This window comes from Pseudomonas chlororaphis (assembly GCF_001921865.1).
Taxonomy (GTDB): domain Bacteria; phylum Pseudomonadota; class Gammaproteobacteria; order Pseudomonadales; family Pseudomonadaceae; genus Aquipseudomonas; species Aquipseudomonas chlororaphis_D.
Genome location: NZ_MSCT01000002.1, coordinates 306,333 through 325,138 on the forward strand (window position 1 = coordinate 306,333; position 18,806 = coordinate 325,138).

The 18,806-nt window shown below is 62.7% G+C and carries 21 protein-coding genes and 1 pseudogene; 6 read left to right on the forward strand and 16 right to left on the reverse strand.

Translation table 11 applies throughout. The annotated features are described in order from the left end of the window. The first annotated feature begins 156 nt into the window (after positions 1-156). The 3 genes from BTN82_RS01700 to BTN82_RS01710 all read left to right on the forward strand — a co-directional run bounded on the left by BTN82_RS01700 (position 157) and on the right by BTN82_RS01710 (position 2,776). On the forward strand, positions 157-954 hold the full coding sequence (locus tag BTN82_RS01700) for a transporter substrate-binding domain-containing protein (RefSeq protein WP_075117449.1): 798 nt from the start codon (positions 157-159) through the stop codon (positions 952-954). A 135-nt stretch (positions 955-1,089) separates the two neighbouring features. Next, positions 1,090-2,049 carry an amino acid ABC transporter permease gene (locus BTN82_RS01705; RefSeq protein ID WP_410002778.1) on the forward strand — a complete coding sequence of 320 codons (960 nt, stop codon included), beginning with the start codon at positions 1,090-1,092 and terminating at the stop codon, positions 2,047-2,049. Beyond that, a complete protein-coding gene (locus BTN82_RS01710; RefSeq protein WP_075117451.1) occupies positions 2,042-2,776 on the forward strand; it encodes an amino acid ABC transporter ATP-binding protein in 735 nt (244 codons plus the stop codon). Before BTN82_RS01705 ends, BTN82_RS01710 begins: the two co-directional genes overlap by 8 nt. Before the next feature lie 123 nt (positions 2,777-2,899). Here the strand turns inward: BTN82_RS01710 and BTN82_RS31750 are convergent, their stop codons facing one another. The 11 genes and pseudogenes from BTN82_RS31750 to ubiE all read right to left on the reverse strand — a co-directional run bounded on the left by BTN82_RS31750 (position 2,900) and on the right by ubiE (position 11,013). Further along, positions 2,900-3,772, reverse strand: coding sequence for a methyl-accepting chemotaxis protein (locus tag BTN82_RS31750; protein WP_410002779.1), 873 nt, complete (start codon positions 3,770-3,772; stop codon positions 2,900-2,902). Positions 3,773-3,802: 30 nt separating this feature from the next. Beyond that, positions 3,803-4,816 (reverse strand): annotated as a pseudogene (locus BTN82_RS31755) (methyl-accepting chemotaxis protein); the annotation flags it as partial. 158 nt (positions 4,817-4,974) lie between these two features. Continuing rightward, entirely contained in the window at positions 4,975-5,682 is a 708-nt protein-coding gene (locus BTN82_RS01720; RefSeq protein WP_075117453.1) for a 16S rRNA (uracil(1498)-N(3))-methyltransferase, read from the reverse strand. Then, positions 5,679-6,473, reverse strand: coding sequence for a twin-arginine translocase subunit TatC (gene tatC / locus BTN82_RS01725; RefSeq protein ID WP_075117454.1), 795 nt, complete (start codon positions 6,471-6,473; stop codon positions 5,679-5,681). The genes BTN82_RS01720 and tatC overlap by 4 nt, the downstream gene beginning before the upstream one ends. Continuing rightward, positions 6,470-6,895 carry a Sec-independent protein translocase protein TatB gene (tatB, locus tag BTN82_RS01730; RefSeq protein WP_075117455.1) on the reverse strand — a complete coding sequence of 142 codons (426 nt, stop codon included), beginning with the start codon at positions 6,893-6,895 and terminating at the stop codon, positions 6,470-6,472. The genes tatC and tatB overlap by 4 nt, the downstream gene beginning before the upstream one ends. A 10-nt stretch (positions 6,896-6,905) precedes the next feature. After that, on the reverse strand, positions 6,906-7,184 hold the full coding sequence (locus BTN82_RS01735) for a twin-arginine translocase TatA/TatE family subunit (RefSeq protein WP_075117456.1): 279 nt from the start codon (positions 7,182-7,184) through the stop codon (positions 6,906-6,908). Positions 7,185-7,209: 25 nt separating this feature from the next. Then, positions 7,210-7,542: a phosphoribosyl-ATP diphosphatase gene (locus BTN82_RS01740; protein WP_044460753.1), complete on the reverse strand. Its 333-nt coding sequence runs from the start codon at positions 7,540-7,542 to the stop codon at positions 7,210-7,212. A 2-nt stretch (positions 7,543-7,544) separates the two neighbouring features. Further along, positions 7,545-7,937 carry a phosphoribosyl-AMP cyclohydrolase gene (gene hisI, locus BTN82_RS01745; RefSeq protein ID WP_007925882.1) on the reverse strand — a complete coding sequence of 131 codons (393 nt, stop codon included), beginning with the start codon at positions 7,935-7,937 and terminating at the stop codon, positions 7,545-7,547. An 81-nt stretch (positions 7,938-8,018) separates the two neighbouring features. Continuing rightward, positions 8,019-9,623, reverse strand: a complete 1,605-nt coding sequence (gene ubiB, locus BTN82_RS01750; RefSeq protein ID WP_075117457.1) for a ubiquinone biosynthesis regulatory protein kinase UbiB — start codon at positions 9,621-9,623, stop codon at positions 8,019-8,021. Next, positions 9,620-10,243 carry an SCP2 domain-containing protein gene (locus BTN82_RS01755; RefSeq protein WP_075117458.1) on the reverse strand — a complete coding sequence of 208 codons (624 nt, stop codon included), beginning with the start codon at positions 10,241-10,243 and terminating at the stop codon, positions 9,620-9,622. The genes ubiB and BTN82_RS01755 overlap by 4 nt, the downstream gene beginning before the upstream one ends. After that, positions 10,243-11,013 carry a bifunctional demethylmenaquinone methyltransferase/2-methoxy-6-polyprenyl-1,4-benzoquinol methylase UbiE gene (gene ubiE / locus BTN82_RS01760; protein WP_075117459.1) on the reverse strand — a complete coding sequence of 257 codons (771 nt, stop codon included), beginning with the start codon at positions 11,011-11,013 and terminating at the stop codon, positions 10,243-10,245. Before ubiE ends, BTN82_RS01755 begins: the two co-directional genes overlap by 1 nt. A gap of 155 nt (positions 11,014-11,168) precedes the next feature. Here ubiE and BTN82_RS01765 point away from each other — a divergent pair, with 155 nt between their 5' ends. From BTN82_RS01765 to BTN82_RS01775, 3 genes are all read left to right on the forward strand, one after another. Then, a complete protein-coding gene (locus BTN82_RS01765; protein WP_075117460.1) occupies positions 11,169-11,444 on the forward strand; it encodes a polyhydroxyalkanoic acid system family protein in 276 nt (91 codons plus the stop codon). A gap of 206 nt (positions 11,445-11,650) precedes the next feature. Beyond that, entirely contained in the window at positions 11,651-12,073 is a 423-nt protein-coding gene (locus BTN82_RS01770; RefSeq protein WP_075117461.1) for a phasin family protein, read from the forward strand. A 10-nt stretch (positions 12,074-12,083) separates the two neighbouring features. Continuing rightward, on the forward strand, positions 12,084-12,950 hold the full coding sequence (locus BTN82_RS01775; RefSeq protein WP_075117462.1) for a phasin family protein: 867 nt from the start codon (positions 12,084-12,086) through the stop codon (positions 12,948-12,950). 72 nt (positions 12,951-13,022) lie between these two features. Here the strand turns inward: BTN82_RS01775 and BTN82_RS01780 are convergent, their stop codons facing one another. From BTN82_RS01780 to BTN82_RS01800, 5 genes are all read right to left on the reverse strand, one after another. Beyond that, on the reverse strand, positions 13,023-13,643 hold the full coding sequence (locus tag BTN82_RS01780) for a TetR/AcrR family transcriptional regulator (protein WP_075117463.1): 621 nt from the start codon (positions 13,641-13,643) through the stop codon (positions 13,023-13,025). 56 nt (positions 13,644-13,699) lie between these two features. Then, on the reverse strand, positions 13,700-15,382 hold the full coding sequence (gene phaC / locus BTN82_RS01785; protein ID WP_075117464.1) for a class II poly(R)-hydroxyalkanoic acid synthase: 1,683 nt from the start codon (positions 15,380-15,382) through the stop codon (positions 13,700-13,702). Positions 15,383-15,489: 107 nt separating this feature from the next. Beyond that, positions 15,490-16,347 (reverse strand): poly(3-hydroxyalkanoate) depolymerase, encoded by an 858-nt coding sequence (gene phaZ / locus BTN82_RS01790; protein WP_075117465.1) that lies wholly within the window; start codon positions 16,345-16,347, stop codon positions 15,490-15,492. A 115-nt stretch (positions 16,348-16,462) separates the two neighbouring features. Next, on the reverse strand, positions 16,463-18,142 hold the full coding sequence (phaC, locus tag BTN82_RS01795) for a class II poly(R)-hydroxyalkanoic acid synthase (protein WP_075117466.1): 1,680 nt from the start codon (positions 18,140-18,142) through the stop codon (positions 16,463-16,465). Positions 18,143-18,399: 257 nt separating this feature from the next. Beyond that, a complete protein-coding gene (locus BTN82_RS01800) occupies positions 18,400-18,780 on the reverse strand; it encodes a gamma-butyrobetaine hydroxylase-like domain-containing protein (RefSeq protein ID WP_075117467.1) in 381 nt (126 codons plus the stop codon). Positions 18,781-18,806: the final 26 nt, after the last annotated feature.

Below are 18,806 nucleotides of genomic sequence, written 5' to 3' on the forward strand. Positions count from 1 at the left end.
AATCCTGGCTAAACCCTTGTGCAAATGGTCGGGTGAGTTAGCATCGCACCCCGAATTGCCGCGAGCGGACACCCCGGGTGTTCGTGTCTGTCGATTTCCCAGGGAAAACCGGCCGCGGGTTCGCCTCACAATAAAATGGGTTCAGGGGACTTGAAGATGAAGAAGTATCTCTCGATGCTGCTGCTCGGCGTCACGGCAATGGTGGCGGTCAATGCAGCCCAGGCTGGCGCCATCGACGACGCGGTCAAGCGCGGCACGCTGAAAGTCGGCATGGACCCGACCTACATGCCGTTCGAAATGACCAACAAGCGCGGCGAGATCATCGGTTTCGAGGTCGACCTGCTCAAGGCCATGACCAAGGCCATGGGCGTCAAGCTGGAACTGGTTTCCACCGGCTACGACGGCATCATCCCGGCCCTGTTGACCGACAAGTTCGACATGATCGGCAGCGGCATGACCCTGACCCAGGAACGCAACCTGCGCCTGAACTTCAGCGAACCCTTTATCGTGGTCGGCCAGACCCTGCTGATCCGCAAGGAGCTGGAAGGCACCATCAAGTCCTATAAAGACCTGAACACTGCCGATTACCGCATCACCTCCAAGTTGGGCACCACCGGCGAAATGGTCGCCAAGAAGCTGATTGCCAAGGCCAAGTACCACGGCTACGACAACGAGCAGGAAGCCGTGCTCGACGTGGTCAACGGCAAGGCCGACGCCTTCATCTACGACGCCCCGTACAACGTGGTGGCGCTGAGCAAGGTCGGCAACGGCAAACTGGTCTTCCTCGACAAGCCGTTCACCTACGAGCCGCTGGCGTTCGGCCTGAAGAAGGGCGACTACGACAGCCTCAACTTCATCAACAACTTCCTGCACCAGATCCACGAAGACGGCACCTACGATCGCATCCATGACAAGTGGTTCAAGAGCACCGAGTGGCTCAAGGACATGGAATAAGGCTCGGTCGGACAGATCGGGTCGCCTCGTTCGCGGGCAAGCCTCGCTCCTACAGGGATTGATGAATCCGTAGGAGCGAGGCTTACCCGCGAAGGCGGTAATCCTCGCGACACAACATTCGGAACTTGCACCGTGATCAAACATAAAAAAGCCCAATGGCCCTGGCACGTCCTGACCGTGCTGGTGCTGATCGGCCTGGCTGGCGCGTTGTATTACGCCACCTCGCTGATGTCCTACGAATGGCGCTGGAACCGCGTGCCGCAGTACTTCGCCTATCAGGCCGAGGAGTCGCAGCGGGCGTCGGAGATCTCCACCGTCAGCGAGCTGGTGCGCCAAGGCGGCAAAGCCGAGGTCACGCTGCGCAACGACGCGGGCGGCGAGCAGCGGCTGACGGTCGACGAGAGCAGCCTGCAGGTGGCCCGCGGCGACGATGTGGCCGAAGGCGATGTGATCGGCGTGACCCGGCACTGGGCGGCCGGCCCGCTGCTGTGGGGCTTGTGGACCACCCTGTGGCTGTCGGTGGTGTCTGGAGTGTTGGGCCTGTTCATCGGTCTGGCGACCGGGCTTTGCCGCCTGTCGAACAACCCGACCCTGCGCGACCTGTCGACGATCTACGTCGAACTGGTGCGGGGTACGCCGCTGCTGGTGCAGATCTTCATTTTCTATTTCTTCATCGGCACGGTGCTGAACCTGTCCCGCGAGTTCGCCGGGGTCGCCGCGCTGTCGTTGTTCACCGGGGCCTATGTGGCGGAAATCGTCCGCGCCGGCGTGCAGTCGATTGCCCGCGGGCAGAACGAAGCGGCCCGTTCCCTGGGCCTGAATGCCAGCCAGTCGATGCGTCACGTGGTGCTGCCCCAGGCTTTCAAGCGTGTGCTGCCGCCGCTGGCCGGGCAGTTCATCAGCCTGGTCAAGGACACCTCGCTGGTGTCGGTGATCGCTATCACCGAGCTGCTCAAGAGCGGTCGGGAAGTCATCACCACCTCGTTTTCGCCGTTCGAGATCCTGTTCTGCGTGGCGGCCCTGTACCTGTTGATCAACCTGCCGCTGTCGAAGATGGCCAGCCGGCTTGAGCGGAGGCTCGCGCAAAGTGATTGAAGTCCGCGATCTGGTAAAAGTCTTCGACACCCGCGGCCAGGTGGTCCGTGCGGTGGATAACGTCACCACCCAGGTGGCCAAGGGCGAAGTGCTGGTGGTGATCGGCCCGTCCGGTTCCGGCAAGTCGACCTTCCTGCGCTGTCTCAACGGTCTGGAGCAGTTCGATTCCGGCTCGGTGAGCATCGACGGCCTGCAACTGGCCGACCCGAAGACCGACGTGAACGCTTATCGCCGCGAAGTCGGCATGGTGTTCCAGCACTTCAACCTGTTCCCGCACATGACCGTACTGGAAAACCTCTGCCTGGCGCAGAAGGTGGTGCGCAAGCGCGGCAAGCAGGAGCGCGAGGCCAAGGCCCTGGCGTTGCTGGAAAAGGTCGGTATCGCGCAGAAAGCCCATGAATTTCCGTCGCGCCTTTCCGGCGGTCAGCAACAGCGGGTGGCCATCGCCCGGGCGCTGGCCATGGAGCCCAAGGTCATGCTGTTCGACGAGCCGACGTCGGCGCTGGACCCGGAAATGGTCGGCGAAGTGCTGGACGTGATGAAGACCCTGGCCCTGGAAGGCATGACCATGGTCTGCGTGACCCACGAAATGGGCTTCGCCCGGGAAGTGGCGGACCGGGTGCTGTTCTTCGACCACGGCAAACTGCTGGAAGACGCCGCCCCGGCCGAGTTCTTCGACGCCCCGAAAGACCCGCGGGCCCAGGCCTTCCTGCGCCAGGTCCTGTAGGTTTCCACCGGCGGAACCTATCGCGGGCAAGCCTCGCTCCTACAGGACACCCACCTGTAGGAGCGAGGCTTGCCCGCGATTGCATCACCCCGGATTCAAGCGACCCGGCTCATGCAGGCCAGATCAAACCCGGAAACGCCCGACCAGGCCCTGCAAATGGGTCCCCAGGCGCGCCAGCTCGGCGCTGGAGGCCGCGGTTTCCTCGCTGGCTGCCGAGGTCTGCTCGGACACGTCGCGCACGTTCAGCACGCTCCTGTTGATTTCCTCGGCTACCGCGCTCTGCTGTTCGGCCGCGGCGGCGATCTGCTGGTTCATCGCCTGGATCGCCGAGACGGTGCGGGTGATGTTTTCCAGCGAGCCGCCGGCGCGACGGGTCAGCTCGACGCTGCTCTCGGTGAGGTTGCGGCTGTTGTCCATGATGGTCGCCACTTCCTGGGTGCCGTTCTGCAGGCCGACGATCAACTCCTCGATCTCTTCAGTGGACTTCTGGGTGCGCTGCGCCAGGCTGCGCACCTCGTCGGCGACCACGGCGAAACCGCGCCCGGCTTCGCCCGCGCGGGCGGCTTCGATAGCGGCGTTGAGGGCCAGCAGGTTGGTTTGCTGGGCCACCGACTTGATCACGTCGAGCACGCTGCCGATCTTGTCGCTTTCCTGCTTCAGGTGGCCCATGGCGTTGGTGGAGTTGCCGACCTCGGCCGCCAGGCGTTCGATCTGCGCGATGGCCTCGCCGACCACCTTGTCGCCTTCGCGGGCCTGCTGGTCGGCGGCAACGGCTGCCTCCGAGGCTTCTTCGGCGTTGCGCGCGACTTCCTGGACCGTGGCGGCCATTTCATTCATGGCGGTAGCGACCTGATCGGTCTCGACCTTCTGGCTGTTGACCCCGGCGCTGGTCTGCTCGGTCACGGCCGACAGCTGCTCGGCGGCGCTGGCAATCTGGGTCACGCCGTCGCCGATACCGCCGATCAGCTCGCGCAGGCTCTGGGTCATGCGTTGCATGGCGCGTTGCAGCTGGCCGAGTTCGTCGCGCCGCTCGACTTGCAGGTTCTCGCTGAGATCGCCCGACGCCACGCGCTCGACGACCTTGAGGGTCTGGCGCAGCGGGATGACGATCTGCCGGGTGATGCTCCAGGCGGCGACCAGGCCGAACAGCAGGGCCAGCACGGTGACGATGGCCAGGGTGCTTTTCGCCTGGGCGGCGTCGCTGTCGCGTTTTTCGGTCTGCGCGGCGGTCAGCTGCTTGCTGATTTCCATCAGGCGATCGCCCTGGGCCGCCATGCGCTTGAGCGCGGCGGCGCTGGCTACCTGGGAGTCGCGGAACTCGCTGACGGCGGTGCGGTAACCCTTCAGGGAGTCGGTGGCTTGTTGCAGATTGGGCAGGTGTTGCTCCGGCAATCTGGCCGGCAGGCTGGCGAGGTTGTTCAGGGCGTTGTCGATGGCGTCCAGTGCTGGCTGTTCGGCCTCGGCCTTGCCGCTGTAGGTGTAGCCGCGGACCTGGAAGCGCGCTTGCTGGATCAGCTTGCTGAGGTCGATGACGCTGTTGAACTGCGCCACGCTGTCGCCCTGCAGCAGGGCTTTTTCCACTTCGGCGACCCGGGCCACGGCGTTGTCGGCGGTGGCGCCGAGCTTGGCGCGGGCGGCTTCGCGGCTGGCAGTGGCGCGGGTGATGTCGGTGAACGCCAGCTTGTATTCGCTGACGGCGGCGAGCTGCTGGTCGATCATGGCGATGCTTTCAGGCATCTCCAGCATCTTGCGCGCGCTTTGCAGGCCTTCGTCGAGCTTGTTCAGCAGGTCGCTGACCGGCCCCGGGCCCTGTTCGCCGCGGCGCATTTCATAGTCCAGGCGTGCGTTGCGCAGGTCCTTGGTCAGTTCGTTGAGGCTTGAGATGTAGCCCAGCTTGTCGCCGCGCTCGATCACGCTGCCCAGGCCCATCCAACCGGTTACGGTAATCAGCAGGGTCAATAGCAGCACCAGACCGAAGCCAACGCCGAGTTTGAGGTTGACGCTCACATTTCCCAGACTTTGGGTTAACCAACGGTACATGCCGTGAACTCCCTTGGACCATTAACAGGTTTTGTTCGGAGAATATCGGCAGAATCAGATAAATCTGAAGGAGCGCGCTTGCTCGCGATAGCGTCCTTGCAGAGACACCGCGTTGTCTCTATCGCCAGCAAGCTGGCTCCTACACAGGGGCGGTGGGGTCAGAACAGGCGGGCGAGCAGGGCGGTGACGGCGGTTTCGACGCGCAGGATGCGCTCGCCCAGTTGTACCGGTTGCAGGCCGGATTTGCCCAGCAGGTCGATTTCGTAGGGAATCCAGCCGCCTTCCGGACCGATGGCCAGGGTCACCGGCTCGTCCAGGCCGCGCGGGCAGGCCGGGTACTGGCCGGGATGGCCGACCAGCCCGAGGGTGCCTTCGGCCAGCGCCGGCAGGCGATCTTCGACGAAGGGCTTGAAGCGCTTCTCAATGAGCACTTCCGGCAGCACGCTGTCGCGGGCCTGTTCCAGGCCGAGGATCAGTTGCTCGCGGATCGCCTCGAGTTCGAGGAAGGGGGTTTGCCAGAAGCTTTTCTCGACCCGGTAGCTGTTCACCAGCACCAGCCGGGGGACGCCCATGGCGGCGACGGTCTGCAGCACCCGGCGGAGCATTTTAGGCCGTGGCAGGGCCAGCACCAGGGTCAGCGGCAGCTTGGCCGGCGGCGGTTGGTCGAGGCTGACTTGCAGTTCGGCTTCGCCGGGCTCCAGGCGCAGCAGTTCGGCCGAGCCCATCAGGCCGCCGATCCGGCCGACCCGCAGGCGGTCGCCCACCGCGGCGCGATGCACTTCCTGCATGTGGGTCAGGCGCCGATCGCGCAGGACGACACGGTCGGCCGCGATGAAGTCGGCCTCTTCGAGTAAGAGCAGGTTCACGCTTGGGTCGCTGGCGGCTGGTCGTCGTGGTCTTCGGCCGGCTGGTCGTCCGGGTGGTCGCCGCGCTTGCTGATCAGGCTACCGAACAGGATGCCGATCTCGAACAGCAGCCACATCGGTACCGCGAGCAGGGTCTGGGAGAAGATGTCCGGCGGGGTGAGGATCATGCCGACCACGAAGCAGCCGATGATCACGTACGGACGGATCTTCTTCAGGTAGGCGACGTCGACCACGCCGATCCACACCAGCAACACCACGGCCACCGGGATCTCGAACGCCACGCCGAAGGCGAAGAACAGGGTCATGACGAAGTCGAGGTAGCTGGTGATGTCGGTCATCATTTCCACGCCGGCCGGGGTGGCGGCGGCGAAGAACTTGAAGATCAGCGGGAACACCAGGAAGTAGGCGAAAGCCATGCCGATATAGAACAGCAGGATGCTGGAGACCAGCAGCGGCACGGCAATGCGCTTTTCGTGCTTGTACAGGCCGGGGGCGATGAAGCCCCAGATCTGGTGCAGGATCACCGGGATCGCCAGGAACAGCGACACCATCATCGTCAGCTTGAGCGGGGTCAGGAACGGCGACGCGACGTCGGTGGCGATCATCGTCGCGCCCGCCGGCAGGTACTGGCGCAGCGGCGTGGAGACGATGGTGTAGATCTGCTGGGTGAAGGCGAACAGCCCGGCGAAGATCAGGAAGATCGCCGCCACGCAGCGCAGCAACCGGGTGCGCAACTCGGTGAGGTGCGACACCAGCGGCATGTGTTGGTCGTTTTCCGGAATTTCGCTCATGGGGCTCGCGGCGGCAAAGTAGGGTCGTGGGGGGCTGGCGTGACGGCTGGGGTCACAGGCGCAACCGGTTCGGCCGGTGCAGGCGCCGCGGCGACAGGGCTAGCAGTTTCAGGTGCCGCAACGGGTGCCTGGATGCTCTGCTCGGCCACGGGCTCGACCGGCGTCGGCTGTTGCTGGGTCGGATTGAGGATTTTCCGGGCTTCCTGTTCCAGCGACAGAATGTGTTCGTTGTGCAGTTGCCGACGAATTTCGTCGGCACCGATTTCCCGTTCAACTTCCTGTTTGATCGCGTTGAAGCTGCGCTTCAAGCGGCCGACCCACAGGCCGGCCGTGCGCGCGGCGCCCGGCAGGCGCTCGGGGCCGAGTACCAGCAGGGCCACCAGGCCGACGAGCAGCAGTTCAGAGAAGCTGATACCAAACATTAGTCAGTGCTCACGAGTCTTTGCGGGTCGGCTCTTCGACTTTTTGCGCCTGCACGTCGATGGTGTGCGGCTGGCTCAGCGGCGCGCTTTGCGGCTGGGCTGGCGAAGCAGCCTGGGCGGTCGGCGGCACGCCAGGTTCGGCGGGCTTCTCGTCGTCGTTCATGGCCTTGCGAAAGCCCTTGATCGATTCGCCGACGTCGGTACCGAGGTTTTTCAGTTTCTTGGTGCCGAATACCAGCACCACGACAACCAGAATGACGATCCAGTGTTTCCAGTCAAAAATGCCCATGCTGCGTTTCCTCTCTAAATGATGTTCAGGCGGACGGGCGCGAGGCTTTCTCGGCGTGTCCGGACAAGCCGAAGCGCCGGTCCAGTTCATCGAGAACGGCCTGCGGGTGCTGCCCCAGCTGGGCGAGCATGACCAGGGTATGGAACCACAAGTCGGCGGTTTCGTAGATTACATCGCTGCAGTCGCCGCTGCTCGCGGCATCCTTGGCGGCAATGATGGTTTCCACCGATTCCTCGCCGACCTTTTCCAGAATCTTGTTCAGGCCCTTGTGGTACAGGCTGGCGACATAGGAGGTGTCGGCGGCGGCGCCTTTGCGCTCTTCCAGCACCTGGGCCAGACGGGTCAGGGTATCGCTCATGTTCAGTGTCCTGCTTGATAGATCGCGTGCGGGTCTTTGAGTACCGGGTCGACCGTTTTCCAGTCGCCGTTTTCGTAGACGCGGTAGAAGCAGCTCTGGCGGCCCGTATGGCAGGCAATGTCGCCGATCTGTTCGACCATCAGGATGATGACGTCGGCATCGCAGTCCAGGCGCATTTCGTGGAGCTTTTGCACGTGCCCGGACTCTTCGCCCTTGCGCCACAGCTTGCCACGCGAACGTGACCAGTAGATGGCACGGTTTTCAGCGGCGGTCAGGCTCAGCGCCTCGCGGTTCATCCAGGCCATCATCAGCACGCGCCCGGTCTTGTGATCCTGGGCGATGGCCGGCACCAGGCCGTCAGCGTCCCATTTGATCTCGTCCAGCCAATCTTTCATCTTCGACTCCGACAACAGGGTTCGACGCGCTCGTCGAGCCTCGGCGATGGGAAACAGTGTGCCAGCCGCTAGCCCCGCTGGCTATCGGCGCACGACCAGATACAAGCCCACGGCAAGCATGATGCCGGCCGGCCAGTGACCCAGTTCGTGCAGCGGTCCGCCGGCCGCGAGGATCGCGCCGCCGCCCAGGTGCGCCGCGCCGATAAGCCGCAGGAGCCAGTCGTCCTTGCGCCGCTGCCAGGGTGGCGCGGGGTCGTGGGCGTGGGGCTGGGACATGCGCTCGAGCAGGTCGCGGGTCATGTTGGCCAGGTGCGGCAGCTGCTCGACCTGGCTGTGCAGGTTGCCCAGCAAGGCTTTCGGGCTGACGCGCTCGCGCATCCAGCGTTCGAGGAACGGCTGGGCGGTGTTCCACAGGTCCAGGTCCGGGTACAGCTGGCGGCCCAGGCCTTCGATGTTCAGCAGGGTCTTTTGCAGCAGGACCAGCTGCGGCTGCACTTCCATGTTGAAGCGGCGAGCGGTCTGGAACAGGCGCATCAGCACTTGGCCGAAGGAAATATCCTTTAACGGTTTTTCGAAGATCGGCTCGCACACGGTGCGGATCGCCGCTTCGAATTCGTTGAGTTTGGTCTCGGCTGGCACCCAGCCCGAGTCGATGTGCAACTGCGCCACGCGGCGGTAATCGCGCTTGAAGAAGGCGAACAGGTTGCGGGCCAGGTAATCCTGGTCCTCGGGGGTCAGGCTGCCGACGATGCCGCAGTCGATGGCAATGTATTGCGGGCTCCACGGCTGCACGGTGCTGACGAAGATGTTGCCCGGGTGCATGTCGGCGTGGAAGAAGCTGTCGCGGAACACCTGGGTGAAGAAGATTTCCACCCCGCGCTCGGCGAGCATTTTCATATCGGTGCGCTGGTCGGCGAGGGTCGCCAGGTCAGTGACCTGGATCCCGTAGATGCGCTCCATGACCAGTACTTTCGGCCGGCACCAGTCCCAGTAGACCTGGGGCACGTAAAGCAGCGGCGAGCCTTCGAAGTTGCGTTTGAGCTGGCTGGCGTTGGCCGCCTCGCGCAACAGGTCGAGTTCGTCGTAGATGGTCTTTTCGTAATCGCTGACCACGTCCACCGGGTGCAGCAGGCGGGCGTCGGCCGAGAGCTTTTCGGCGGCGCGGGCGAGGATGAACAGCCAGGCCAGGTCTTGCGCGATGATCGGCTTGAGGCCCGGGCGGATGACCTTGACCACCACTTCTTCGCCGCTCTTGAGCTGGGCGGCGTGCACTTGCGCCACCGAGGCCGAGGCCAGGGGCTCGATATCGAAGCGGCTGAAGACGTCGCTGATTTTCTTGCCCAGTTGTTCCTCGATCAACGCCACCGACTTCTTCGAGTCGAAGGGCGGCACGCGGTCCTGCAGCAGCATCAGTTCGTCGGCGATGTCTTCGGGCAGCAGGTCGCGGCGGGTCGAGAGAATCTGCCCGAACTTGATGAAGATCGGCCCCAGGTCCTGCAAGGCCAGGCGCAGGCGTGCGCCGCGGCTCAACTCCAGCGGCTTGCGCGGGAACCAGCGCCAGGGCAAGGCATAGCGTAGTGCCAGGAGGAACCAGGGTAGGGGCAGGGCGAACAGCAGGTCATCGAGGCGGTAGCGGATCACGACGCGCTGGATGCGCAACAAACGGCGGACGGCAAGCAGCTTCATGCGTTATCGCTTGGGTCAAGGGATCGGGAAAGGCGCTCGAAGCGCGCCTCGAGGCGTTCCAGGTCGAGCTTGACCCGGTCCAGTTCGCTGAAGCGGGCTTCGGCTTCGCGCTGGCCCACCAGGGTGCGCGATTCCTCGGCCAGGTACTCGGCGAGGTTCTGGTTCAGGCTGGCGAAACCCTGGCGATACCAGCGCGCGCGGCTGCGCACATGGCCGCTGAACAGCTGGGTGGCCACCGGGCCGAGCCAGCGCGAGAGTTCGTACTCCCAGTCCAGCTCCAGGTCCTGGAGGACCGCCGCCAGCTCCAGCAATACACCGCTGTCGCCTTCCAGCTCGACCTCGGGGCCGTGCAGCACCGAGGTCTTGTCCTGGCTCAGGGCCAGGCGCACCAGGCTCGCGGCCGGAGCCCGGAGGGTGCAGTCGGCGTCGGCCGCCCAGTGCGAGGCGAGGGTCAGGCCCTCGTCGCTGGGGATGACGAACAGCTGCACGCTGGGGCTGCGGCAATCGACGGCGATGACTTTGCCGTTCAAGTGCTGCAAGCGTGGCAAAGCCGTGCTGTCGAGACGCAATACACGGTTGAGGCCGTGCTCGACGCTGGCAAGCAGGCCGCTGAACAACATCAGGGCTTGATGCCGCGATGCAGGGCGACGATGCCCGCGGTCATGTTGTGATAGGTCACGCGATCGAAACCGGCCTCGACCATCATCGACTTCAGGGTTTCCTGGTTCGGGTGCATGCGGATCGATTCGGCCAGGTAGCGATAGCTTTCCGAGTCGTTGGTGATCAGCTTGCCGGCCAGCGGCATGAAGGCGAACGAATAGGCGTCGTAGACCTTGGACATCAGCGCGTTGGTGGGCTTGGAGAACTCCAGCACCAGCAGGCGACCGCCGGGCTTGAGCACGCGCAGCATCGAGCGCAGGGCATCTTCCTTGTGGGTCACGTTGCGCAGGCCGAAGGCAATGGTCACAACGTCGAAATGGTTGTCCGGGAACGGCAGTTTTTCCGCGTCGGCCTGAACGAATTCGATGTTGCCGGCCACGCCCTTGTCGAGCAGGCGGTCGCGACCGACCTTGAGCATGGAGGCATTGATGTCCGCCAGCACTACCTGGCCAGTAGGGCCCACCAGCTGGGAAAACTTGCGGGTCAGGTCGCCGGTGCCGCCGGCGATGTCCAGCACGCGGTTGCCGGCACGAACGCCGGACAGCTCGATCGTGAAGCGTTTCCACAGGCGATGCATGCCACCGGACAAAACGTCGTTCATCAGGTCGTACTTGGCCGCTACCGAGTGGAACACCTCGGCGACTTTTTCCGCCTTCTGGCTTTCCGGAACGTTTTTGAAGCCGAAGTGCGTGGTGGGTTCGGCATCGCTGCCTTTGCGCTGATCAGTCATATCGCTGTCACCAAAAAAGAATGCGGGACATTCTAATCCCGGTGGCGGTCTTTGTCTTGGCAAGGCTGAATGTAAGATAGTGAAGCGCCGGGGCGTTTTGACGCAGCTCAGCTCAAGACGCTCCAGGCAAGTCCCGATAAAACAGGAGTCATTCAATGGCCCGTATAAGTGTTGAGCGTGCCCATGGCCTGGGTAAGGAAGCAGCCCGCGAAAAGGCTGACCAGTTGGCGCAGAAACTGGCCGATCAATATGGCCTGGAGCCGCAGTGGGCGGGCGATACCCTGAACCTCAAGCGTTCCGGGGTCAAAGGAGCGGTGCAGGTGCGCGACGACTCGATCCGGGTCGATGTCGAGCTGGGCCTGCTGATGTCCGCCATGAGCGGCATGATCAAGTCGGAAATCGAAAAGGCCCTGGATAAAGCCCTGGTCTGAGCCTTTTGTGCGGCGGTCGGTCTACCGGCGGTTCCGGGCGTTGCAATGGCGCCCGCGAAGGGATTGCCGGGCCGTCGATCGCTGCCGTGGTTACCCGCCTTTCATGACATTGGTTAGGGTGCCGATTCTAATTTTTCTCACTACTTTGTGCCTGAGCCCACTTTCCTGCGGGCAGTTCCTCAAACCTTCCGCGCGTGAGGTGCACCATGGCCAAAGTAATTCTGAAGAAAAAAGTTGATGCCGCATCAACCACTCTGAGCGAAGTCAAATCCTATGCCCGCAAGATCTGGCTGGCTGGCCTGGGTGCCTACACCAAGGTCGGCCAGGAAGGCAGCGAGTACTTTCAAGAGTTGGTAAAGGCCGGTCAAGGCGTTGAAAAGAAAGGCAAAAAAGTTGTGACTGAACAACTTGAGGCCGCCAACAGTCAGATTGAAAGCGTGAAGGGTGATGTCACCAGTCTCAAAGGCAAAGTCGAAGTGCAGTTGGATAAAGTCGAAAAGGCTTTCGACACGCGCGTCGCAAGTGCCTTGAATCGCATCGGCATTCCGTCTAAACATGACGTTGAGACACTCTCTGCTAAGCTCGATGAGCTGACGGCATTGCTCGAACGTGTCGCGCGTAAACATTAAGGAGAACGGGATGGCTGGTAAAAAGAATACTGAAAAAGAAGGCAGCTCGTGGATCGGGAAAGTCGAAGACTACTCCCGTAAAATCTGGCTTGCTGGTTTAGGCGTGTACTCGAAAATCGACACTGACGGCAGCAAGCTTTTCGAGACGCTGGTCAAAGACGGCGAAAAAGCCGAGAAACTCACCAAAAGCGCTGTCGGCAAGACAGTCGACGCCGCCAAGGATTCCGCGAGTTCGGCGAAGTCGCGCATCAGCGGTGTCAAAGACCGCGCGCTGGGCAAGTGGGATGAGCTGGAAGGCGCATTCGACAAACGCTTGAACAGTGCCATTTCGCGTCTGGGCGTGCCTAGCCGCAATGAAGTGAAGGCGTTGCACAGCAAAGTCGACACCCTGACCAAACAGATCGAAAAACTTACAGGCGCCAAGGTGGCTCCGGTCGCAGCCAAGACTGCGGCGGCCAAGCCAGCAGCCAAACCCGCGGCCAAGCCTCTGGTCAAGGCAGCAGCCAAGCCGGCTGCCAAGGCTGCGGCCAAACCCGCGGCCAAGCCAGCAGCTAAACCTGTAGCCAAAACCGCGGCGGCCAAGCCGGCTGCAAAACCTGCGGCCAAGCCGGTAGCGGCCAAGCCAGCGGCAAAACCTGCGGCCAAACCGGCTGCCAAGCCAGTCGCTAAAACCGCAGCGGCCAAACCTGCCGCGAAACCGGCAGCGGCGAAGAAGCCAGCGGTGAAAAAGCCGGTAGCTCCAAAGGCTTCCGCGCCCAAGCCTGCAGTTGCCGCCAAGCCGGCAGCAGCGGCCAGCTCCGCGAACTCCGCAGCGGCGCCAGCCCCTGTCGTCACCCCGACTGCCGCGCCGACAACGACGCCAACCAGTCAGTCCTGATTCTTTCGGGACCTGCAAAAACGCCCGGCCTGCCAAGGTCGGGCGTTTTTGTTTGGGGGCTTTCGAAGCCGCTCAATCCTGCTCGTCGAGGTAGCGCAGGGCCATCTGCTCGGTGGCCAGTTTTGCCGGTAGCAGCAGGTGCGGCGCCACTAGCATCATGATCTGGTACACCACCACCCGCACTTCGCCTTCGCGGTCGAGAATGCGCTGATAGTCCAGCGAGAACAGCAGGGTCATGGTGATCTGCTCCACCAACTGCCCCAGGGCCTGGGTATCGCTGACCAGTTGCCCGGACGCCTTGAGTCTGGCCAGCAGCGAGGCCAGGGTGCGCTTCAGGGCGTTGAGCAGGTTGCGAATGCCCTTGGCCAGCTTCGGCAGGCGTCCGGCCAGGTTGGACAAGTCCTGGAACAGGAAGCGGTAGTGCGCCAGGCGCTCGACGATCAGGTGCAGGAACAGCCAGTAGTCTTCCGGGGTCAGTTGGGCGTCGGCGGGAGGGTCGAGCAGGGGCGTCAGTTCGTTCTGAAAACGCTCGAACAGCCCGAGGACCAACGGTTCCTTACCGTGGAAGTGATAGTAGAGGTTGCCGGGGCTGATCCCCATTTCGTTGGCAACTTCCATGGTCGAGACGTTGGGTTCGCCCTTGTGATTGAACAACTGCAGGGCACATTCGAGTATCCGGTCGCGGGTTTTCATCCAGTCTTCTTGGCTGTTCGGTCAGGCCGCGACCCTGGGGCCGCGGCGCGAAAAATTCAGCGTACGCGCACGTAGGTGCCAGGCGCCGCCTCCATGGGTGGGTAGTTCTGGTTGCCCAGGGTCGTCAGGGTTTCGCGCTGGGCGCCGGAGCGCTGCTGGATCCATTCCAGCCATTGCGTCCACCAACTGCCCTCGACGTGTTTGGCGTCGTAGTACCAGGCTCGCGGGTCGCTGCTGAGCTTGGCGTTTTCGACATAGTTGGCCTTGGGGTTGCTCGGCGGGTTGAGGATGCTCTGCACATGGCCGCTGTTGGACAGTACAAAACGTCGCTCGCCGCCCAGTAGCAAGGTCGAGCGATACACCGCGTCCCAGGGGGTGATGTGATCGTTGATCCCGGCGACGCTGAAGCTGTCGACCGTGACTTTCTGCAGGTCGATTGGTGTGCCGCAGACTTCCAGGCCGCCCGGATGGCTCAGCGGGTTGTGCTTGAAGAAGTCCAGCAGGTCGCCGTGCAAGGCCGCCGGCAGCCGGGTGTTGTCGTTGTTCCAGTAGAGAATGTCGAACGCCGGCGGCTCCTTGCCCAGCAGGTAGTTGTTGATCCAGTAATTCCAGATCAGGTCGTTGGGGCGCATCCAGGCGAACACCTTGGCCATGTCGCGGCCATCGAGCACGCCTTGTTGGTAGGAGCGGCGCTTGGCGGCTTCCAGGGTCTGCTCGTCGGCGAACAGGGTGGCCGGGCTGTCCAATTGGCTGTCCAGCAGGCTGACCAGGTAGGTGGCGCTGGCGACCCGGCGCAATTGTCGCTTGGCTTGCAGATGGCCTTGCAGGGCGGCGATGGTCAGGCCGCCGGCGCAGGCGCCCATCAGGTTCACGTCGCGGCTGCCGGTGATCGCCCGGCAGACGTTCATGGCTTCCTCCACCGCCTCGACATAGCTGGACAGGCCCCACTCGCGATGCCGCACATCGGGGTTGCGCCAGCTGATCATGAAGGTCTGCAGGCCGTTTTTCAGGGCGAACTGCACAAAGCTGTTGGCGGGGCTGAGGTCGAAGATATAGAACTTGTTGATCTGTGGCGGCACTACCAGCAGGGGCCGGGCGTACTGTTTTTCGCTCATCGGCTTGTACTGGATCAGTTCCAGCAGTTCGTTGCGAAACACCACCGAGCCAGGAGTGGTAGCCAGGCTCCGGCCGACCTCGAAGGCCTGCTTGGTGACCTGGCTGGGCAGGCCGTTGTTGTGCAGCAGGTCGTCAAGCAGGTGGCCGATGCCGCGGATCACACTGTTGCCGCCGGAGTTGAAGATTTCCTTGATCGCCAACGGATTGAGCAGGGTGTTGGAGGGGGCGACCGCATCGTTGAGCAGGCTGAAAGCGAAGTGCGCGCGGGCTCGGTCGTCGGGGCTCATGCCGCTTTCGTCGATCCAGCTTTTGACCTGTTTCTGCCAACTGAGGTAGGCCTGCAGGCCGCGTCGGTAAAACGGGTTCAGGCTCCAGGCCGGATCGGCGAACCGGCCGTCCTGGGGGTTGGGCTTGTGCAGGGTTTCGCCCAGTAGCACACGGCCCAGCTGGCCTCCCAGCGCCAGGGCGTGGCGGGCGCTGTGCACCGGGTTGCGCAAGCCATGGGAGGCCACGCTGCGCAGCGCCGACAGCAGGTCACGGCCACGCAGGCCGGTAATGGCACTCTGGGCATTGATGTACGCGGCGGGTGTGGGCAACGAGCCCGTCGCTGGTTTGTCTCGCATGCGTCAACACTCCTTCGTCAAGCCATCAACAAGCACCCAAGACAAACACCATAGTCGGTCCTGAACCATCCTGCGCGCGCGACGATCCTGTCGGCAGACGCTTTTTGCTACGTGCCGCTGAACGGTGCCGGATGCGGGTGCATCACGGCCCGTTGCCGTTCTTCCTCGAGGAATTTCATGATGATCGGCGCGACGGCCTCGGCCCGGGTTATCAGGAACAAATGACCGTCGTCGATTATGTGTAGCTGGGCGTTGGGAATTCGCCAAGCCAGCATCCGCATGTTGATCAACGGGATCAGCGGATCGTCGTCGCCGGCCAGCACCAGGGTCGGCTGATGGATCTTGTGCAGCCAGTGGATGCTGGTCCAGCCGAAGCCCGCGAACAGTTGCCAGTAGTAGCCCATCTTGCCCGCCGAGCGGACCTTGCTGGCGTGCTCGGCGGCGAGGTTGGGGTCGCGGCGGAACGAGCCGCCATAGATCAGCGGGGCGATGCGGATCACGTGGGAGGGTTGGATGTAGCGCCGCGGACTGGCCATCATCCACAGCACCTTGGGTTTGCCCGGCACCATGAAGGCGCCCGCGGCGGTGGCGGCCAGCACCAGTTTCTTGCAGCGTTCGGGGTAGTCGTAGGCGAACTGCTGGGCCAGCGCCCCGCCCCAGGACACGCCGATGGCATTGACCTGCCCATAGTCGAGGTAATCGAGCATGCGCGCGGTCAGCTTGGCCAGGCCGGGAAAACGGTAGGGCCGGCTGGGCGTGGAGGAACCGCCGACGCCGGGGACGTCGAAGGCGATGACTTCCAGGTCCGGGTCCAGGGCCTGGACGAACGGAAATACCAGTTCCAGGTTGGCGCCGATGCCATTGAAGATCAGCAAGGGGGTCAAGTGAGGCTTGCCGGGACGTACCGCGGTACGGATGGTCTGGCCATCCAGGTCGACGGTGCGGAATATGAACGGTTGTGGCATGCCTGGGCCCTGTTGGTGGATCAATACCTGCGTAGGAGCGGGCTTGCCCGCGATGGCGTCGGTCGCTGATGCTTCGCGAGCACGCCCGCTCCTACAGATCGCAGGTAGCTATCGGTTAACGTTCATGGACATAAGTACCTGGCGCCGCTTCGGCTGCCGGATACGCCTTGTTGCCGAGCGTACTCGGGGTTTTTTTCAGTTTGCCGGAGCGTTCCGCCTGCCAGGCCTGCCAGTGCAGCCACCAGGAGTCGGTGTGCTTGGTCGAGTTTTCCTGCCAGTCGTCGGCGTTGACCGGCATCTCTTCGCTGGTCATGTAACGCGCCTTGGGGTTGCCCGGCGGGTTGAGGATGCTCTGGATGTGCCCGCTGTTGGACAGCAAGAATTCGACCTTGCCACCGAACAACTGGGCCGATTTGTAGCAGGACTTCCACGGCGTGATGTGGTCGTTGGTGCCGGCCACGGAGAAAATGTCGGCGGTGACCTGCTTCAGGTCGATCGGCGTGCCGCACACTTCCAGGGCATTGGCGCGGGTCAGTGGATTGTTTTTGAACATCTCGATCAGGTCGCCGTGGAAGGCCGCGGGCAACCGGGTGGTGTCGTTGTTCCAGAACAGGATGTCGAACACCGGCGGCTCGTTGCCCAGCAGGTAGTTGTTCACCCAGTAGTTCCAGATCAGGTCGTTGGGGCGCATCCAGGCGAACACCTTGGCCATGTCCTTGCCTTCCAGCACGCCGGCCTGATAGGAGTGGCGCTTGGCGGCTTCCAGGGTCTGCTCGTCGACGAACAGCGCCACCTGGGTGTCCAGGGTGGTGTCGAGCACGCTGACCAGCAGGGTCAGGGCGTTGACCTTCTTCTCGCCCAATGCCGCGTAGTGCCCCATCAGCGCCGTGCAGGTGATGCCGCCGGAGCAGGCGCCGAGCATATTCACGTCCTTGCTGCCGGTAATCGCGCAGACCACGTCGACCGCTTCCTTCAGCGCTTCGATATAGGTCGACAGGCCCCACTCGCGCTGCGCCTTGGTCGGGTTGCGCCAACTGACGATGAAGGTCTGCACGTTGTTGCGCAGGCAGAAGCGCGCCAGGCTCTTGTCCGGGCTCAGGTCGAAGACATAGAACTTGTTGATCTGCGGCGGGACTACCAGCAGCGGGCGCTCGTGCACCTGTTCGGTCACCGGGCGGTACTGGATCAGTTCCAGCACATCGTTGCGAAACACCACCGCGCCTTCGCTGGTGCCCAGGTTCTTGCCGATCTCGAAGGCGTCCATGTTGACCTGGCTCGGCATGCCGCCGTTGTGCACCAGATCCTTGGCCAGGTGGGAGAGGCCATCGAGCAGGCTTTTGCCGCCGGTTTCGAAGAAGCGTTTGACCGCCGCCGGGTTGGCCGCGCTGTTGGTCGGCGCCATGGCTTCGGTCATCAGGTTGATGACGAAGTGGCCGCGACTGATGTCCTGTTCCGAGAGGTTGCTCTGGCCGATCCAGTCGTGCAGCTCCTTGCGCCACGCCAGATAGGTTTGCAGATAACGTTTGTACAACGGGTTCTGGCTCCAGGCCGGATCGTTGAAACGACGGTCGTCGCTCTCCGGGTGCAGCGTCGATTTGCCGAGCATCACGTTCTTCAGTTCGATACCGAAATGAGCCACGTGTTTGGCGCTGTGCAGCGGTTGTTTGATGGCCTGGGTCAGCACCATACGAGCAGAGGTAAGCAGGTCTTTCCGGCGTAAACCGATGACGGGATTCAGGCCCAGAGTGTTTTCCGAGGCTTGGCGTTTCAGGTCATCGTTATTCTTGTTACTCATCTACGACGCTCCATTGTCCTGAGACGAGTACCGGACCTGCTGTGTAGCCACACAGCAAGATGCCAGGTACTACTGCTCGGGTGACCGTTGATTCTGCATCGCTGCTTTTTAGTTCACAGAACACTGCAGGGAACTTGCCAGCTCCATTGGTTACCCGAGTTTAATTTTTTTCGCAAGCAGGCCAATCATTGGCCATGCAGCCCAGCATTCAAGCAGATGAATTTAGAAAATGCGCTCTAATGCGTCAGAGCTCTGATCTAGAGCATCAGCTTGACGATCGACTCGTTCGGATCGCGGGACTTTCCGGCCGCTTTGAGCTCGGCAAGATAATCGCTCCACAGGTCGTCCTGGCGCACCGCCAACTGGTACAGGTAATCCCAGGTGAACAGGCCGCTGTCATGGCCGTCGTCGAAGGTCAGTTTCAGTGCGTACTGGCCGGCGGGTTCGACCTTGCTCAGGCCGACGCCGATCTTGCCAAATTGCAGGATGGGTTTGCCGTGGCCCTGGACCTCGGCGGAGGGAGAGTGCACCCGCAGGAATTCGGCGGGCAGGTGGTAGACCTCGTCCGGCGCGTAGGTCAGCGTCAGGGTTTTCGAGGCTTTGTGCAGGTTGATGGCGGTGGGGAATCGAGTGGTCATGGGGCAGCCTGCGTCCGTCTGTACAA

What these genes read in the sequence shown, in the direction of transcription:
- BTN82_RS01775 (WP_075117462.1), top strand. Translation starts at nt 12,084, where the DNA reads ATGGCTGGTAAAAAGAATACTGAAAAAGAAGGCAGCTCGTGGATCGGG.
- ubiB (WP_075117457.1), bottom strand. Translation starts at nt 9,623, where the DNA reads ATGAAGCTGCTTGCCGTCCGCCGTTTGTTGCGCATCCAGCGCGTCGTG.
- tatB (WP_075117455.1), bottom strand. Translation starts at nt 6,895, where the DNA reads ATGTTTGGTATCAGCTTCTCTGAACTGCTGCTCGTCGGCCTGGTGGCC.
- BTN82_RS01755 (WP_075117458.1), bottom strand. Translation starts at nt 10,243, where the DNA reads ATGTTGTTCAGCGGCCTGCTTGCCAGCGTCGAGCACGGCCTCAACCGT.
- BTN82_RS31750 (WP_410002779.1), bottom strand. Translation starts at nt 3,772, where the DNA reads ATGCAACGCATGACCCAGAGCCTGCGCGAGCTGATCGGCGGTATCGGC.
- BTN82_RS01780 (WP_075117463.1), bottom strand. Translation starts at nt 13,643, where the DNA reads ATGAAAACCCGCGACCGGATACTCGAATGTGCCCTGCAGTTGTTCAAT.
- phaZ (WP_075117465.1), bottom strand. Translation starts at nt 16,347, where the DNA reads ATGCCACAACCGTTCATATTCCGCACCGTCGACCTGGATGGCCAGACC.
- tatC (WP_075117454.1), bottom strand. Translation starts at nt 6,473, where the DNA reads ATGAGCGAAATTCCGGAAAACGACCAACACATGCCGCTGGTGTCGCAC.
- BTN82_RS01765 (WP_075117460.1), top strand. Translation starts at nt 11,169, where the DNA reads ATGGCCCGTATAAGTGTTGAGCGTGCCCATGGCCTGGGTAAGGAAGCA.
- BTN82_RS01735 (WP_075117456.1), bottom strand. Translation starts at nt 7,184, where the DNA reads ATGGGCATTTTTGACTGGAAACACTGGATCGTCATTCTGGTTGTCGTG.
- phaC (WP_075117464.1), bottom strand. Translation starts at nt 15,382, where the DNA reads ATGCGAGACAAACCAGCGACGGGCTCGTTGCCCACACCCGCCGCGTAC.
- ubiE (WP_075117459.1), bottom strand. Translation starts at nt 11,013, where the DNA reads ATGACTGATCAGCGCAAAGGCAGCGATGCCGAACCCACCACGCACTTC.
- BTN82_RS01770 (WP_075117461.1), top strand. Translation starts at nt 11,651, where the DNA reads ATGGCCAAAGTAATTCTGAAGAAAAAAGTTGATGCCGCATCAACCACT.
- phaC (WP_075117466.1), bottom strand. Translation starts at nt 18,142, where the DNA reads ATGAGTAACAAGAATAACGATGACCTGAAACGCCAAGCCTCGGAAAAC.
- BTN82_RS01700 (WP_075117449.1), top strand. Translation starts at nt 157, where the DNA reads ATGAAGAAGTATCTCTCGATGCTGCTGCTCGGCGTCACGGCAATGGTG.
- hisI (WP_007925882.1), bottom strand. Translation starts at nt 7,937, where the DNA reads ATGAAAGATTGGCTGGACGAGATCAAATGGGACGCTGACGGCCTGGTG.
- BTN82_RS01740 (WP_044460753.1), bottom strand. Translation starts at nt 7,542, where the DNA reads ATGAGCGATACCCTGACCCGTCTGGCCCAGGTGCTGGAAGAGCGCAAA.
- BTN82_RS01800 (WP_075117467.1), bottom strand. Translation starts at nt 18,780, where the DNA reads ATGACCACTCGATTCCCCACCGCCATCAACCTGCACAAAGCCTCGAAA.